We start from the raw sequence: 15,268 nt of genomic DNA, 5'->3' as shown, positions 1-15,268 counted from the left end.
ACAGACGCTTTCATGGCAAAAAAGGCATGTAAAGCTCAATTCACGAGCCCATCGGCTCGTGTTGGGTCGGAACGCAGCGTATCAATCTCGTAAATCGTCCGCATGACCGTCAACCGGGCGGTGACGGTGGTGAGCAAGGCGATGACAATCATGGTGGCAAAAATACCGGCATAGCCAAGCGCGCCAACCGAAAACGTGCCGAAGAGAGCCGTTGCCTGGTCTGTCTGCGGGGTGGCCAGCGTGCGGCTCTGCAGGAAGCCGGCGGTCAGAAAGAAGAGTGCGGCAAGGGCGCTGCCGACTGCCGAACCCTTCAGGCTGATCTTCAGAAAATGCTTCTGGAATTCGGTTGCCACGAAGGAGCTTTCTGCGCCAACGAAATGAAGTACCTCGACGATATGGCGATTGCCGGAAAGGGCGCCACGGGTCGCGAAGACGACGGTCAGAACCATCGCCGAAAAGACGAGCAGCAGGACGCCGGTGCCGATCATCACGGTGGTATGTGCCATCGAAACCAGTCGGTCGACCCAGGTGCGGTGGTCGTCGAGCGAGGCTTGCGGAATGCTTTCCTTTAGTAGCGAGCGCATCGCCTCGAAATCGGGCGGGTTGTTCTCATCGATGGTGACGATCACCAGCCGGGGCACGGGAAGCTCCTTGATGTCGAGCCCCGTTCCGAGCCAAGGCTCGAGGAGGCGGGCCGTTGCGGCCTCGTCGACGATCTGGCCGGTTTTCGTGCCGACGAAGGTGAGCGCGAGATCCTTCGCCTGTGCCAGGGCCTTGTCCATGTCCAGTCCGTCATCGGGCTTGATCTGGATGGTGATCTCGCGGGAAATCTGGCTTTCCCAGCTGGCCGCCGTAGAACGGACCATGCTGACGCCGCCGAGCGTCAGGCATGCGAGGAAAGCCATGATGGCAATGACCACCATCAGCGCATTTCCCTGAATATTGGCGGAAGGCAGGATCGGCGCCGTTGGGCGCACCTTGAGCTCCGGCCGTTTCCGGGTTTTCTGGGCGGTCTCCGTCTCTGGTTTGGGCGCAGCTTTAGTCATGGATATCGAGGTGCCCTTCCGAGAGAATCATGCGGCGGGCCTCCACCTGATCCATCAGCGCCAGATCGTGAGTCGCGATGACAACCGCAGTCCCGAGACGGTTGAGCTCAAGGAAGAGATTGAGCAGACGGCGGGCCATCGGGGGATCGACGTTGGCGGTCGGCTCGTCGGCGAGAAGGATTTCGGGACGGTCGATCAATGCACGCGCGATGGCGGCGCGCTGCTTTTCGCCGCCTGACAGGACCGGCGGCAGGACATTGATGCGTTCGCCAAGACCCACCCACTTCAGAAGTTCGAGCACGTCAGTCTTGTAGGAGCTCTCGTCCTTGCCACGAACGCGCAGCGGCAGCGCCACGTTTTCGTATGTGGTCAGATGGTCCAGCAGACGGAATTCCTGAAAGATGATGCCGACGCGGCGACGGAGCAGGGGCAGTTCAGGGCGCGGAATATCAGAAATATCGCGGCCAAACATGCGGATCAGCCCACGGGTCGGTTGCAGCGAAAGGAACAGCAGTCGCAATAGCGTGGTCTTGCCAGCGCCCGAAGGGCCAGTCAGGAACTGGAACGATTTCTTCGGAATGTCGAATGTCAGGTCCCGAAGAATTTCCGGACCCATCCCATAGCGCAAACCGACATTTTCGAAGTGGATCAACGGTAGATCAGTCTTTTGTTTGTTCACCGCACGACTTGTTAACCAACACCATTAACAACCAGTAAATTTACCGGAAAGACGCCCCTTTGATGGCGGGCTTTGCGAAACATTAACCATTGAAATTTACGATTGAGCAGGATTCGTTTCAATGCCGGATTTTCATCCGGCCAGAAACCATGTGGACACCGGAAAGGCCGTCATCATGACCTCCTCCTCGTTCAGACGCCAGGCGCCTGGCCGCGCCTATGATTTTCTGCCGCCGGAGCCGATCAAGCGCGAGGCCCGCCGAACTCGACCGGTCGATGTGGCCGATGCCGAATTCGTGGTGATAACGAACAATCGCGCCGCAACCTTTGACGCCCGAAGCTTCAACGTCAATTCCCGGCGGCCCTCCGCACAGCCAACGATCCAGCCTTCTTTCCTGCGCTCGTCTCTGGAAACATCCATTCGGACCGGCGAAGCTTGGCTGCAGCAGGCATCGCTCAGGACCTTTGCGGCGCTCGTACTGGCACTTTCGGTGCTCGTGTTCGGTCTCTTCGGGGGCTTTTCAGGTCTGTCTCAAGGCGAGGCTGCATCAACGGACTCGCTGCTGCGTTTTTCGCATGTGACAGTGACGTCGCGTGATGCGAACGGAATGAGGGTATTACAGATTAACGGCATTATCGACAATCAGAGCGGTACCACGCAGGTCGTACGTCCCATTCGCGCCGATCTATTTGCTGGCGAGCAGCTGACCGCAAGCGTTGTCATCAGCCCGCCTGTGGACGTCGTCTACGGCGGTCAAAGCCGCGGATTTTCAATGAGAATCCAGCACGCGGGTGCAAAAATGCCGGAAGTCCGGCTCTCCTTCATGCCTTAGAGTCTTTCAGGGGTGTTTCGTCCGGTCGTTTGTGGTAACGGCTTGTGCTTGAATTCATGGAGCAAGCCTTCCTATGCCCGTCGTGCGCGGAAAAAACATCGAACCACTCTTCACCGCAGAGCAGATTGCAGAACGCAACCATGCAATGGCGAAGCAAATTGCAGCCGGACCGACGAAGGACTTGCTGGTCATTGCCGTGTTGAAGGGCTCGTTCATCTTTGCAGCTGACCTTATTCGCGCTTTGCATGACAGCGGCCTCGCGCCCGAAGTCGAGTTCATCACGCTCTCGAGCTATGGTACCGGCACGGTGTCCCAGGGCGTTCGGATCGTCAAGGACATCGACAGTGACGTGAAGGATCGCGACGTTCTCCTGATCGACGATATTCTGGAATCCGGCCGCACGCTGCTGTTTGCCAAGGAACTGCTCTACGAGCGCGGCGCGCGCAACGTCACCATTGCCGTGCTCCTCGACAAGAGCGTCAAGCGCAAGGAAAAACTGGAAGCCGATTATGTCGGCTTTGAATGCCCCGACTATTTCGTCGTTGGCTACGGAATGGATGTCGCCTACGCGTTCCGCGAACTTCCATTTGTCGGCGTCGTCACCGGCGACGCCTGACTGTGCTGGGATAAGACGGGTTATTAACCATCACGTCCATCCCTTCCCGCCGTTTACCGATCGCAAAGGAAAGTCGTGTGATTTCGGTTGCGGGGCATGAAACGGAGTGATGCACACCATGGCAAAAATTCTGATTACGGAAGACGAGGATTCTCTGCGCTCTTTCGTAGCCCGCGCTTTGCGTCTTGACGGTCATGAGACCGAGGAAGCCGCCGACGGTGCGGAAGGACTGGAAAAACTCAGGGACGGCGCCTACGACCTGCTGCTTTCGGATATCCGCATGCCGGTCATGGACGGCATCGAGTTGGCGCATCAGGCAAAGTCCGCCTTCCCGGCGCTGAAAATCCTACTGATGACCGGCTATGCGGAACAGCGCGAGCGCGCAGACGATTTGGCGGAAAAGATCGTCGATGTCGTCTCGAAGCCCTTTGCCCTGCCGGACATTCGCAAGGCTGTGGCGCGTGCGTTGGCCGCCTGAGGCGGCTGACGGCATTCCACCGCCACTCAGCCGTCATCCGGGATGAATTTTCCCTCGTATCGCACGCGAAAGTTGCGTCGCTGAAAGTCTTGCTGAAAACACACAAAGATTAGTTCGATATCGGCCAGACTGTCGCGCTTGTGAAGCAGGCTGAGCGTCACGACGGTGACACCGGCGTAGCCGCGCGTCAGCCTGAACGCCGCATTGCGGATAGCGTTGGCCTCGGCATCCTGTCGATCGTCCCGCCGCTCGTAGATCACCCAGAACCGGCAGGCGTCCCAGATTGACCGGAGGATCTCTGTGATCTCCGCTTGGAATTGCTCGGCATGCATGCCTGGGGACCAGGAAAGAGTCCGCTCGCCTTCGTCAGCCACGACGTTGAGGTAGCCATCGTATTCGCCGGTTCGGGAGAGCGCATTCTCGATCAACTCAAATGCTGCGTTTTCGCCGATTACGGTCTTGAAAAGAATTGCCATCGAATCGCTATCGTTATTCACCTGCATGGTGACATACGAGGCTTTTGCCGGGCAAGGCTAGCCTCGCCGATGAAATTTGGAGCTTGGCGTTGATCATCGCATGAACAAAACCGTGTCATCCCTTTGCTGAACGGAGGCGATGTCATCGTCCGCAAGAACCGTCAGCGGCTTCTCAATAGTCGGGGCATGCCGGGTTTATGGTCGTTCCGCTATTGCCGCCCTGTGTCTGCAGCGTACCAGGAACCGGCCTTGGCGGGCAATTTGTCGGCCGCCTTACCCTAGAGCCTTTGGGCGAGATGCTCCCCGTCGTTTCCATGCTGTAGGGAGCCGGGCGATAGGCATTCGATCCCGGCCCGCTTCGGCTCGATTCATAGTTATCGGAGGCGAGGGTCCTGCCCCCGCTGTTCGTTGTGGCAAAACCACCGATATCCAATGCGCTTGCCGTGCCAGCAGCCATGCCGATTCCAAGGGCGACAGCTGCGATCAGCCTCAATTCCGCTTTCATGGAAGTACCCTCAACTCGTGCCAAACGACGCGATCTCGCGTCATAGTAAACACATAGGTATCCACGGAGTGGGGGCGGCGAACTTCACGGGATTGTGACCCGAATTGGCGCAGCTGGGACTATCGGATATCCAGCAGGCGCTCCAGATAGCGTCGTTCGATTTCCTGCGGTGGGTTGTTCCCAAGCTTTTCGCGAATGGCGTCCAGGATTTCGCGGGCGCGCTGTACGTCGATTTCGTCAGGAACCTTCACTTCGTTGTTGAAATCGGGGCCGATGGCCGGGCGTGGACGGCCAAGCGGATCGCGGCCGGTCTGGTTGCCCTGCCCAACCTGACCCTGGCCTTGTTGGCCCTGCATTGCCTGCATCATCTGGTTCATCATGTCGCGCGCCCCCTGGCGCAGCGCTTCCAGCGCGCGGCCCTGGCCCTGGATGGCAGGTTCGCTGTGGCCCTGCCCGAGTTCGCGCCCGGCGCCTTCCATCTCGCGCTGGGCCTGGCCGAAGCCGGGGCCAGGCTTGATCCCCATATCGCCAAGCCCCTTCTGCAGCTCGCCGAGCTGCTTGCCGAGTTCGTCCTGGCGCGACCGCAGCTGCTTCAGGGCTTCGCGCAACTGCTCGGCCGTCATCTGATCGGAAGGCGACTGCCCCTCTTTGTTCTGCCCTTGCTGGTTCTGATCCTGTCCCTGGTCCTGCTGGCCCTGTTGCTGATCCTGTGGGATCGGCATGCCATCATTGTCCATCGGCATGTCGTCGAGCAACGGGTCGTTCATGCCCATATTGGGATCCCCGCGCTGCATGCGGTCCTTCAGCTGCTGGTCAAGCTTGAATGTTTCTTCCATCAATTTTTGCTGGTCGCGCAGGATCTGCCCGAGCTTGTCCATCTGCTTGCGCATCTCGCTGTTGTCCTGACCCTGCTGCCCTTGTTGCGGCCTGCCGGCCTGAAGGTTGTTCATCATCCGCTGCAGCTCGGAGAGCATCTGCTGGGCAGCGTCCCGATTCCCCGAACGGGCCAGGTTTTCGATCTGGTCCATCATTCGCTCCAGATCCTGCTGGCGGATGATATTCTGGGCGCTCTGGTTCGGCTGCATAGGCGTATTCTGCATACGCTGGGCAAGCTCCTTCATATAGTCCTGCATCGCCTTGCGCAGCTCGTCCATGAGCTTCTTGATCTCCGCATCAGGTGCATTGCGCTGCAGGGCATCGGCCAGGTTTTGCTGGGCATTGCGCAGGTTGCGCTCCGCCTGTGAAAGATCGCCATCCTCAATGCCGACTGCGATGTCCCAGAGGTAGTCGGCGGTGTCCTTCATCGCCTCTTCGCCCTTGGTGAGCTTCATGCGCGTCAGTGCTGATTCCAGCAGCAGGTAGTTCGTCAGCTTCGGAATCGTCTCTTCCGGGCGGAGCGTTAGCGCCTCATTGAGCGCGATAGCCTCCGGCATCTTCCGCGTATCAAGCGAGAAGGCCTGCCGTTCCTCGGCGACAGCGGCGGCGAGGGGCTCATTGAACGGGCGGGCGGGTAGCGTCATCTCATAGGGCGGACTGCGACCAGTCTGGCCGGCTGCGTCCTTGGCAACGAGGGTAATGCGAACGCGCTTGCCGGAGAGAGGGTGCTCGGTGAGGTTCTTGCTGGTCACCCCTTTGGCGTCGCGCGAATTGCGACGAGGAATGTCCAGGCGGAACTCCGGTAACGGGTAGAGCGGTGTTGCGGTCGGGTCGGTATCGACTGGAACGATTTCGGCCCGCGCTTCCTGCACACCGTAGTCGTCCTTGATGGTAAAACCAATTTCGAGCGCGCCGTTGACGGTTGGCTTCGGCATGCCATTGAAGGCAATCTCGGGGGCCTTGTCGGAAATGACGTCGAAGCTCCACATACGTCCGTTGACCTCGAGCCTGCCGTTTTCCTCGAGTTTCATCAAATGCGTGCTGGCCGACAGAGCAGGGCCGGTTGCAGCTGCGCCTTCCGCCTGCTGCGCTGTCACCGACGGTTTGGCCGCCTCCTGAGGCGCGATATCCTGCGTTTCGCCATTCTCGTGCCGGAAGACGACCTTCTCGGCCGTCTTGCCTCCGCTAACACGGACTGTCAGGTTCGAGAGTTGCGGAACGCGGATCGGTCCCTGCTCGGTTCCGTTTGCCGTCAGGTAGATCGGGGCGCGGCCGGTATAGGAGGGCGGTGTGACCCAGGCATCGATGCGCACGGCAGGATCGATTGTCTGTGATGCCGGTCGTGGCTGCAGCGCATCCGAAATCGAGCCGCCGCTCGCCGATAGCGAATAGGCAAAAGCCGTTGCTACTAGCAAGGCCGGAACGACGCGGAGAGCTAGCCGGTCGTGGGATGCGATGTCGGGGCGGGGAAAGCCGGTATCGAGAGCGGCGATCTTCTCCGCCATGCGCGTCTGGTGCTCACGCCAGAGAGCGCGAGCGAAAGGAGTATCGGTTGCGGGCTCATCTTCCTGAACGGCCACCGGCTGATGCTGCAGGCCGTTGTGCCGTTCGAGCAACCGATCGGCGGCCGCCACATCTGGCCAATAAAGCCGGCGAAGAGGAAGGAGCGCGGCAACGAAGGCCACCGCGAAACCAATCAGTAACGCGATGCGGACCCAATCGGGCGCAAAGCGGAAAATGCCGAACCAGGACGCCGCCAGATAAAGAGCCACCACCGACAGGATCGGCAACAATAGGGGCAGGATCTGTTCGCACAGCAGGACCAGGCGCGCTAGAAAGCGCTTCGCCGCAACCAGCCGCGCCAAGGACGGCCTGAGGGCAAATGCACCGTGTTTCTCCCCGCTGGAACTCTTGTTCAATCCGTTCTCCGCGCGCTGGCGTTCAAGGGCAGAGGGCGCTTCCGGCGATTGCCGGGGCAATTCGCTCTCGGTCAAGGATAACATTCTTTGTGGCGAAGGCGAGGGCAAGCGCCGGTCAATGCCGGTTTTTCACGGTTCTTCGCCAAAAAGTGATGCTTTCCGGGAGGGGGATCAATCCAACCAGGCGGGGGTGGAATCGAGGCCGATCAGCTCTTCATAGGTGCCGCGCGGACGAATCACGTGGAAATCGCTGCCTTTGACGAGCACTTCGGGCACGAGAAGACGGCTGTTGTAGGTGCCGGCCTGGACCGCCCCATAGGCACCGGCGGACGAGATGGCGAAGAGATCGCCGGGTTTCGGCATCGCCATCTCGCGGTCGAGCGCCAGGAAATCGCCTGTTTCGCAGACGGGACCGACCACATCAGCCTTGATGCGCGGTGCGTTCGCCGCCGAGATCACGACGGGGCGGATTTCGTGGTGTGCATCGTAAAGGGTCGGGCGGATGAGGTCGTTCATCGCCCCGTCGACGATGACGAAGGTCTTCTCACCACCATCCTTCACGTAGATGACTTCGGTCACCAGAATGCCGGCGTTGCCGACGATCAGCCGGCCAGGCTCGGTAACGATTTTGCAATTGAGCTCGCGCAACTGGCTCTTGACGATGTTGGCGTAAGCATCGGGCAGCGGTGGCGGGTTGTTATCCTCCTTGTAGGGGATACCCAGTCCGCCGCCGATATCGACGTGATGGATGTTGTGACCGTCGGCGCGCAGCGTGCCGACCAGCTCGCGAAGCAGCTTGAAGGCGTCTTCAAATGGCTGCAGTTCGGTGATCTGGCTGCCGATATGCATGTCGATGCCCGTTACTTCGATGCCGGGCAGGGTCGCGGCGCGGGCATAGACGGCGCGGGCACGCTCCCAGGAAATGCCGAACTTGTTTTCCTTCTTGCCGGTCGAGATCTTCGCATGCGTCCTGGCGTCGACATCGGGATTGATGCGGAAGGAGACGGGTGCTCGTTTGCCCACCTTGATGGCGCGGTGGTTAAGAATCTCGAGTTCCGGTTCGGACTCGACGTTGAAGCAATAAATGCCGGCCTCAAGCGCAAAATCCATTTCCCGCGGTGTCTTGCCGACGCCGGAGAACATGATGCGCGATGCCGGGATGCCGGCGGCGAGCGCGCGGCGCAGCTCGCCTTCGGAGACGACGTCGATGCCGGCGCCGAGATTGCCGAGCGTCTTCAGCACGGCCTGATTGGAATTCGCCTTCATGGCGTAGCAGACCATCGCGTCGACATCGTTGAACGCCGCGGCGAAAACCCGATAGTGGCGCTCGAGCGTCGCCGTCGAATAGACGTAGAACGGAGTGCCGACGGCCTTGGCGATCTCGGGAACGGGAACGTCTTCGGCGTAGAGGACGCCATCGCGGTACTCGAAATGGTTCACGTCAGTGGCCTCTTAAAGCATGTCTCCCAAACGTGAGAGCCGGTTTCGGACAGGACATGCGCAAAAACAATGGACTAAAGCGCTGCTCGCGAATCTGAAAGACCGTCGCGCGCCTTAGAGAAGCGGATCAAGGATGAAGGGCCTATTTGCCGTGCCAGGCTGTGGCGTCGGCTTCGACGAATCGCCGGTCTTCGTGGCGTTCGCACTCGGCGGATCGAGATCGCCTTTGCGCCCGCATCCGACAACGGCGAGGCCGATCACGGCGAAAACAACCGTCAGGCGGACGATCTGCGGCAAGCTCTTCTGCATGGAATTCCTCTTGGGAAGCGGCACTGGTGGACACCTTCATAGCGAAGTTTCTCCGCCTTGTGCACCCTGATTGTTGAGGTCAGTTGCGGGTGCGCCAGTAGGCGATCTGCTTGCGCACTTCCGAAGGCGCCGTGCCGCCGAAGCTCTTGCGGCTGGCAACCGATGCCTCGACCGTCAGCACGTCGTAGACCTTGTCTGTGATACCCGCGTTGATTGCCTGCAGATCGGCAAGCGAGAGCTCGGCAAGATTGCAGCCCTTGCTCTCGGCAAGCGCGACGGCGCGGCCGGTGACGTGATGGGCGTCGCGGAAGGGAAGGCCGGCTTCGCGGACCAGCCAGTCGGCAAGATCGGTTGCCGTCGAATAGCCCGAACCGGCGGCAGCTTTCATGCGCGCGGTGTTAACAGTCATGTCGCGGACCATGCCAGTCATCGCCGATATTGCCAGTTCCAGGCTCTCGGCGGCATCGAAGACCTGCTCCTTGTCTTCCTGCATGTCCTTGGAGTAGGCGAGCGGCAGGCCCTTCATGATGGTCAGCAGCGCGATCAGCGAGCCGTTGATGCGGCCGGTCTTGGCGCGCACCAGCTCGGCAGCGTCCGGGTTCTTCTTCTGCGGCATGATCGAGGAGCCGGTCGAGAAGGCATCCGAAAGGCGCACGAAGCCGAACTGCGGCGTCGACCAGATGACGATTTCCTCGGCCAGGCGCGACAGGTGCATGCCTGCGATGGCGGCGATCGAAAGGAATTCGATGGCGAAGTCGCGGTCGGAAACGGTGTCGATCGAGTTGCGGGTCGGCTCGCGGAAGCCGAGCGCCTTGGCGGTCATGTGGCGGTCGATCGGATAGCCGGTGCCGGCAAGGGCCGCCGCTCCGATCGGGCTCTCGTCCAGATGTTCGATCGCGTGGCGCACGCGCGATCGGTCGCGGCTGAACATTTCGACATAGGCCATGCAATGGTGGCCGAAGGTGACGGGCTGCGCCGTTTGCAGATGCGTGAAGCCCGGCATGACGGTGTCTGCGTGCTCTTCGGCGCGGTCGAGGAAGGCTGCGATCAGGTTGGTTAGCAGCTGCTCGGTCTTCTGCAGCTCCTCCTTGACCCAGAGGCGGAAATCGAGTGCGACCTGATCATTGCGCGAGCGTGCAGTGTGCAGTCGACCCGCGGCTGGACCGATCAGCGTCGCAAGGCGGGCCTCGACGTTCATGTGAATGTCTTCGAGCTTGCGGGAGAACTCGAAATTGCCGCTTTCGATCTCTGACAGGATCGTGTTTAGCCCTTGGACGATCTTGTCCTTATCATCGACCTGGATGATGCCCTGGTGGGCGAGCATTGTGGCGTGAGCGATCGAACCGCGGATGTCCTGCGCAAACAGCTTCTTGTCGAAACCGATTGAGGCATTTATCTCCTCCATAATCGCATCTGGGCCGGAAGCGAAACGTCCGCCCCACATCTGGTTGGAGGATTTGGTGTCCGTGCTGTCGGCCATGACGATGCCTGCCTTGAAGAACGCGTGTCTCGGAGAATAAAATGACGACAAGAACGCCCCTGCGCCTGCCATCCCTGAAGCTGATCGGGATCGCGGCCGTCGCAGGCATTATTGCCGGTGCGGCAGCGGTTTACATCAGGGAAGCCGGGTCTGGCAATGGCGGGACGCAAACAGCTTCGGGCGAATGCGGGACGACAAAGGAGATCGCCGCGAGAATTGCGCCACTGCTCAAGGGACAGGTGGCGGCAATGGTTGCTCCCGACGAGCACCGCAGGCTCACCACCGTTTCCTTCAAAGGCGCGGAGGGTAAGCCGATAACGCTCGACAATTTTGCCGGCAAGACCGTGCTCTTCAATCTCTGGGCAACTTGGTGCGTTCCCTGCCGCGAGGAAATGCCGGCGCTGAACGCGCTGGAGAAAGAGTTGGGCAACGACAGATTCCAGGTCGTACCGGTCAACATCGACACCGGCGACGACGAGAAGCCGAAGGCCTTCCTCAGAGAAATCGGTGTCGATGCGCTGCAGCTTTACCGCGACAACACGATCGAGGTGTTCAATAGCCTGAAAAAGGAGGGCCTCGCCTTCGGTCTGCCGGTCACGCTCCTGATCGACGGCAAGGGCTGCCTGATCTCAGCCATGAACGGCCCGGCCGCGTGGGACAGCGACGACGCCAAGGCGCTGATCAGGGGTGCGGTGGGGTCGTAGCCGGCAAGGCAGGATTTGCCGCGATCGATGCGGTCGTTGCTAATGTGCAATTTGGGAAGCTGCCGACAGCAATTCTTCGGGGTTGAGCGCCTGGCATACGTATCGCCCCTCGTCTTCGACTTCCGTGAAGCTCCAGCGCACCACCCCTTCTCGATCGAGCAAGAAGTGACCGACAAGCTGCATATGTCCGGTCAGGCTCACCTGCCGATCGGCTTCTGTCATTTCGTATTGGTCCTTCTCGTTGAGAAGATCACCCGCTTTGGGCGGGGCCATGGGTTCGGGCAACTCTCCCGGTCGCTCGATGCGCATTGCCATGACCACGTCCATTCCGACCTTGTATGGCCAGTCAGTTTTATTGTGCGTGAACTCGAGGACGGGCAAGCCGAAGGCGCGATGCAAACCCCGCTCCGGGTCGGAAGCGGCAAGAAGATTGGCTATCGGCTGGTAACGGAAATAGAGGCGGGCGCGTTCTACCGGGGTGTTTACAACGACCAGGGATTCGATGCCTTTCTCGTGCAGGGTCGGGTTGAGTTGTGCCATCGCCGCGACATGGCGACGGCAGAATGGACAGTGCAGGCCCCGAAACAGACCGATCAATAGCGGGCTATGGCCGCGAAAGTCATCAAGCGCGATCTTCCCTTCACGTGAGATCGCATCGAGCACGAAGTTCGGGGCTTGGTCTCCCGGTTGCAACAAATGTTCGACATGGCACGCAGACATGGACAACCTCCTCGCCGCGGGGATCAGTCAAGAAAAGGCGCCACGACAAGTGTTTTGAAGTCGAGACCGCGTTAGGCGCTGCCGAGCTCCAGAATAAGCTTTGCAGACCTGACCTCGTCTTGGCGAACCACCAGGATCGGCCCTAAGAATGGTCCCACATCGGCCCACGCGCAAGCGTAAACACGAAAAGCGATCTAGCTCCCCCGCCGGTCGCCTGTGGCCGTTTTGCCAGTGAGTTCCTCGACAGATACTGTTTTGGGAAATCCGCGAGCAGAGGTCTCGCGTGAATGGTTGAAAATTGCGAGAGATTGGGGGTTTCACAAAATAGGTCAGTTGTCCTAGGGTGGTTTTACAATCGGTGCTGCAACGCTGGTCAGGCTCCCATAGCCGATAGCCGGCCGCTTCGGGGAGCCCGACCCCAATTCCCAATTCCGATAAAGCCGGACGGCGCGAGTGCCAATGCCCGCACTCGCCGATCAAAAGGGAGTGTACCCATGAGAACTCGTCGCGCAGCGTGCAGTTGTGGGAGGCTGGAGATCGTTTGCAAAGGTGAACCGGTCCGGATCTCGATGTGCCACTGCCTTGAGTGCCAACGGCGGACCGGGGCTGTTTTCGCCAGTCAAGCCTGGTTTGCCAGGCAGCAAACGACAATCTCCGGCAACTCAACCCAATTCACTCGCCAATCCGATGCCAATCGTTCGGTGTCGTTCCGATTCTGCCCTATGTGCGGATCGACTGTGTATTGGGAAGCAGACGCAATTCCCGGCCACATCGCTGTCGCCGTGGGGGCATTTGCCGATCCCGTCTTTCCGGCTCCCACCTATTCCGGCTTTGAAGCGCGACGGCATCGCTGGGTTGACCCGCTTCTCGCTGTGGCAATCCATCATTCGGATTGAGAACGACATGGCTAAGCGGGCCGGGTCGGACACTACGCTCGGGTCTGGATGCTCGGACGTGAACCCGATCCAAACCCGAGCATTCCCAAGTGGTCTCCACCGCTCCTCATATGCCTACCGCCTGCCAGCACAGGGCTCACTCCAACGCAATCGAGAAATTAGCCCATTCGATTTCCCCACGCCAAATGCCCGTAATCGTCCTGCTGTCGTTGCCTGGGTATTTCGCGCGACGGTAGCGTACAGGCGGGAGCCGGCGGCCGGTCGGAGGCTCTAACGTGCAGCCAAAGGCCCGGAGGCGAAAGCCGGATCGCTGGGTCAAAGCCGCTGCCCTCACAAAGTCTCCCCTGAATGTTCCAGCATCGGTTCAGCCATGGCCGCCCGGGGCTTAAGTATCGACAACCGGGGGTGTTTCCTCGAAAGAGATCGTGCGACCAGCGATATTGAAGACGCATTGCCGACCTCGTCGCACGGCGCTAAGTTGTGAAGGAGACGCAGTCGCGCACTTAGTGAAAATTGAAGCCTTGACCAAATGGGCGCCGAAGGAGACCGCGTCTCCCAAGATTTTGAAGCTTCAACTCGCTCCGGCCGGGGAGCCGGCGAGCCTTACAGAAGCAATTCAGTTTATTGCTGTGACAACGTAGGAGGCGTTAATGGCAATTTCGCGCAAACAGGCGGAGCGTTTGCTCACGGCGGACGAATGGCAGCTCGTTCAGAAAACCCACCATCCGGCAATGCAGGACCTGTCCGATGCCGATCTCTCGGATCTCGCCAAGCGAGTACGCGAAAGGCGCGATCGGGCGCAAAGCGAGGCGCACAGGCAGCGCCGGGAAATCAGGGGCAAGGCGCAACCCAAAGGGGCGACGCCAGTGCGCAAGGACACGGGTACGCAAGCCAAACTTGAAGTTCTGGCCATGAGCGTGCGCAGCGTGAATGCCGAACAGGCCCGTCGGCGCAGAATGCTCGCCAAAGTTCGGATGGTCGAGAATTTGCGGGGAGCGCTGGCGCGAAAAAAAGAAGCGAAAGGAGAGAAGGACGAAGCATTCAACACACGGCAGGCCCATGCGGGCATGCATTCGATCGAAAGCTCAAAGCACAAGACTCTCATCCGTCCGATGGAGCGGGGCAGATTGAGGAAGGCCGGCGCGGTCTCGCAGGCGAAGCGGGACGCGCGGGGCGCATAAGCGTTGATGGTTTGCTAGCAAGGTTGCCGTCTTACCGGGTCGGGATCGGCGTATCGCCCCGGTAGTCGTAGAAGCCCCGGCCGGATTTACGGCCGAGCCAGCCGGCTTCGACATATTTCACCAGCAGTGGGCATGGACGATATTTCGAGTCGGCCAGGCCGTCATGCAGCACCTGCATGATCGACAGGCAGGTGTCGAGGCCGATGAAGTCCGCAAGCTGCAGAGGTCCCATCGGATGGTTGGCGCCGAGCTTCATGGCCGTGTCGATGGCATCGACGGTGCCAACACCTTCGTAAAGCGTGTAGATCGCTTCGTTGATCATCGGTAGCAGGATTCGGTTGACGATGAAGGCCGGGAAGTCCTCGGCAACCGTCACCGTTTTCTCCAGCGAGGCGACGAATTCCTTGGCGGTGGTGAAGGTGCTCTCTTCTGTGGCTATGCCGCGCACGAGTTCGACCAGCTTCATGACCGGTACCGGGTTCATAAAATGAATGCCCATGAAGTGCTCGGGGCGGTCGGTGGCGGAGGCAAGCCGGGTGATCGAGAGCGAGGACGTGTTGGTGGCGAGGATCGCTTCCGGCTTCAGGATGGGACAAACCTGAGCGTAGATCTTGCGCTTGACGCTTTCGTCCTCCGTCGCAGCCTCGATCACGAGATCGGAAGCGGCGAGATCGTTGATGTCGGCGGAGCCGGATATCAGGGCGAGGGTGGCGGAGCGTTTGTCGTCTGTCATCTTGCCGCTCGTCACATGGCGGGCAAGATTGCCGTTGATGGTGGCGAGGCCATGCTGGACCCGTTCGTCGGAGAGATCGTAGAGCTGGACTTTGTAGCCTGCATCTGCCGAGACCTGTGCGATGCCGCAACCCATCTGGCCCGCGCCGATGATACCAATCGTCTTCAACACCGCGCTCATCTCCAACCCCCCGGCATGCGCCCCCGCGCTGCCGCATTTTCTAACAGAACTGCCGGGCAAATGATCGCCCGGCAGAAGTAGTAGCCCTTAAAATGATAATTTTCCAGTCATTCGCAAGTGCGAAATGAGTGCATCTGATCCATTCAAAGCGACTTCTGCAATTCCGGCAGGACGTCGAACAGATCGGCGACGAGACCG

General features: G+C 59.9%; 16 protein-coding genes. 6 read left to right on the top strand and 10 right to left on the bottom strand.

Going from position 1 to position 15,268, the window contains the following annotated elements; all coding sequences use genetic code 11:
- Positions 1-35: 35 nt before the first annotated feature.
- Together BN77_RS02250 and ftsE are read right to left on the bottom strand one after the other, a co-directional pair.
- Positions 36-1,046 (bottom strand): cell division protein FtsX, encoded by a 1,011-nt coding sequence (locus tag BN77_RS02250; protein ID WP_007528033.1) that lies wholly within the window; start codon positions 1,044-1,046, stop codon positions 36-38.
- Positions 1,039-1,698: a cell division ATP-binding protein FtsE gene (gene ftsE / locus BN77_RS02245; protein WP_007528031.1), complete on the bottom strand. Its 660-nt coding sequence runs from the start codon at positions 1,696-1,698 to the stop codon at positions 1,039-1,041. Before ftsE ends, BN77_RS02250 begins: the two co-directional genes overlap by 8 nt.
- A 148-nt stretch (positions 1,699-1,846) precedes the next feature.
- Here ftsE and BN77_RS02240 point away from each other — a divergent pair, with 148 nt between their 5' ends.
- The 3 genes from BN77_RS02240 to BN77_RS02230 all read left to right on the top strand — a co-directional run bounded on the left by BN77_RS02240 (position 1,847) and on the right by BN77_RS02230 (position 3,651).
- The gene (locus BN77_RS02240; RefSeq protein WP_007528028.1) at positions 1,847-2,557 is read left to right on the top strand and encodes a hypothetical protein; all 711 of its coding nucleotides are present in this window, start codon (positions 1,847-1,849) and stop codon (positions 2,555-2,557) included.
- Between the two features lie 73 nt (positions 2,558-2,630).
- The gene (gene hpt, locus BN77_RS02235) at positions 2,631-3,173 is read left to right on the top strand and encodes a hypoxanthine phosphoribosyltransferase (RefSeq protein WP_007528026.1); all 543 of its coding nucleotides are present in this window, start codon (positions 2,631-2,633) and stop codon (positions 3,171-3,173) included.
- Between the two features lie 118 nt (positions 3,174-3,291).
- Positions 3,292-3,651: a response regulator gene (locus BN77_RS02230; RefSeq protein WP_007528024.1), complete on the top strand. Its 360-nt coding sequence runs from the start codon at positions 3,292-3,294 to the stop codon at positions 3,649-3,651.
- 26 nt (positions 3,652-3,677) lie between these two features.
- On the opposite strand, the gene BN77_RS02225 is transcribed toward BN77_RS02230, so the two are convergent.
- From BN77_RS02225 to argH, 6 genes are all read right to left on the bottom strand, one after another.
- Complete coding sequence (locus BN77_RS02225; RefSeq protein WP_040677529.1) at positions 3,678-4,127, bottom strand: hypothetical protein; 450 nt, start codon at positions 4,125-4,127, stop codon at positions 3,678-3,680.
- Positions 4,128-4,299: 172 nt separating this feature from the next.
- Complete coding sequence (locus BN77_RS02220; RefSeq protein WP_007528020.1) at positions 4,300-4,632, bottom strand: hypothetical protein; 333 nt, start codon at positions 4,630-4,632, stop codon at positions 4,300-4,302.
- Positions 4,633-4,751: 119 nt separating this feature from the next.
- Complete coding sequence (locus BN77_RS02215; protein WP_425280230.1) at positions 4,752-7,373, bottom strand: TIGR02302 family protein; 2,622 nt, start codon at positions 7,371-7,373, stop codon at positions 4,752-4,754.
- 225 nt (positions 7,374-7,598) lie between these two features.
- Positions 7,599-8,867: a diaminopimelate decarboxylase gene (gene lysA, locus BN77_RS02210; protein ID WP_007528016.1), complete on the bottom strand. Its 1,269-nt coding sequence runs from the start codon at positions 8,865-8,867 to the stop codon at positions 7,599-7,601.
- Between the two features lie 114 nt (positions 8,868-8,981).
- Positions 8,982-9,176, bottom strand: coding sequence for an LPS translocon maturation chaperone LptM (lptM, locus tag BN77_RS02205; RefSeq protein WP_007528015.1), 195 nt, complete (start codon positions 9,174-9,176; stop codon positions 8,982-8,984).
- Positions 9,177-9,255: 79 nt separating this feature from the next.
- Positions 9,256-10,656 (bottom strand): argininosuccinate lyase, encoded by a 1,401-nt coding sequence (argH, locus tag BN77_RS02200; RefSeq protein ID WP_007528013.1) that lies wholly within the window; start codon positions 10,654-10,656, stop codon positions 9,256-9,258.
- 41 nt (positions 10,657-10,697) lie between these two features.
- Here argH and tlpA point away from each other — a divergent pair, with 41 nt between their 5' ends.
- Positions 10,698-11,360 carry a thiol:disulfide interchange protein TlpA gene (tlpA, locus tag BN77_RS02195; RefSeq protein WP_007528011.1) on the top strand — a complete coding sequence of 221 codons (663 nt, stop codon included), beginning with the start codon at positions 10,698-10,700 and terminating at the stop codon, positions 11,358-11,360.
- Between the two features lie 39 nt (positions 11,361-11,399).
- On the opposite strand, the gene BN77_RS02190 is transcribed toward tlpA, so the two are convergent.
- Positions 11,400-12,080, bottom strand: a complete 681-nt coding sequence (locus BN77_RS02190; protein WP_007528009.1) for a redoxin domain-containing protein — start codon at positions 12,078-12,080, stop codon at positions 11,400-11,402.
- Between the two features lie 287 nt (positions 12,081-12,367).
- On the opposite strand from BN77_RS02190, the gene BN77_RS35645 reads away from it, so the two are divergent.
- Positions 12,368-12,976 (top strand): GFA family protein, encoded by a 609-nt coding sequence (locus BN77_RS35645; RefSeq protein WP_341872153.1) that lies wholly within the window; start codon positions 12,368-12,370, stop codon positions 12,974-12,976.
- A 650-nt stretch (positions 12,977-13,626) separates the two neighbouring features.
- Positions 13,627-14,157: a hypothetical protein gene (locus BN77_RS02180; RefSeq protein WP_007528005.1), complete on the top strand. Its 531-nt coding sequence runs from the start codon at positions 13,627-13,629 to the stop codon at positions 14,155-14,157.
- 31 nt (positions 14,158-14,188) lie between these two features.
- Here the strand turns inward: BN77_RS02180 and BN77_RS02175 are convergent, their stop codons facing one another.
- The gene (locus BN77_RS02175) at positions 14,189-15,070 is read right to left on the bottom strand and encodes a 3-hydroxybutyryl-CoA dehydrogenase (protein ID WP_007528002.1); all 882 of its coding nucleotides are present in this window, start codon (positions 15,068-15,070) and stop codon (positions 14,189-14,191) included.
- Positions 15,071-15,268: the final 198 nt, after the last annotated feature.

The sequence above is a fragment of the Rhizobium mesoamericanum STM3625 genome (assembly GCF_000312665.1).
In the GTDB taxonomy this organism is placed as follows: Bacteria; Pseudomonadota; Alphaproteobacteria; order Rhizobiales; family Rhizobiaceae; genus Rhizobium; species Rhizobium mesoamericanum.
This window is presented reverse-complemented; position numbering and strand designations above follow the sequence as displayed.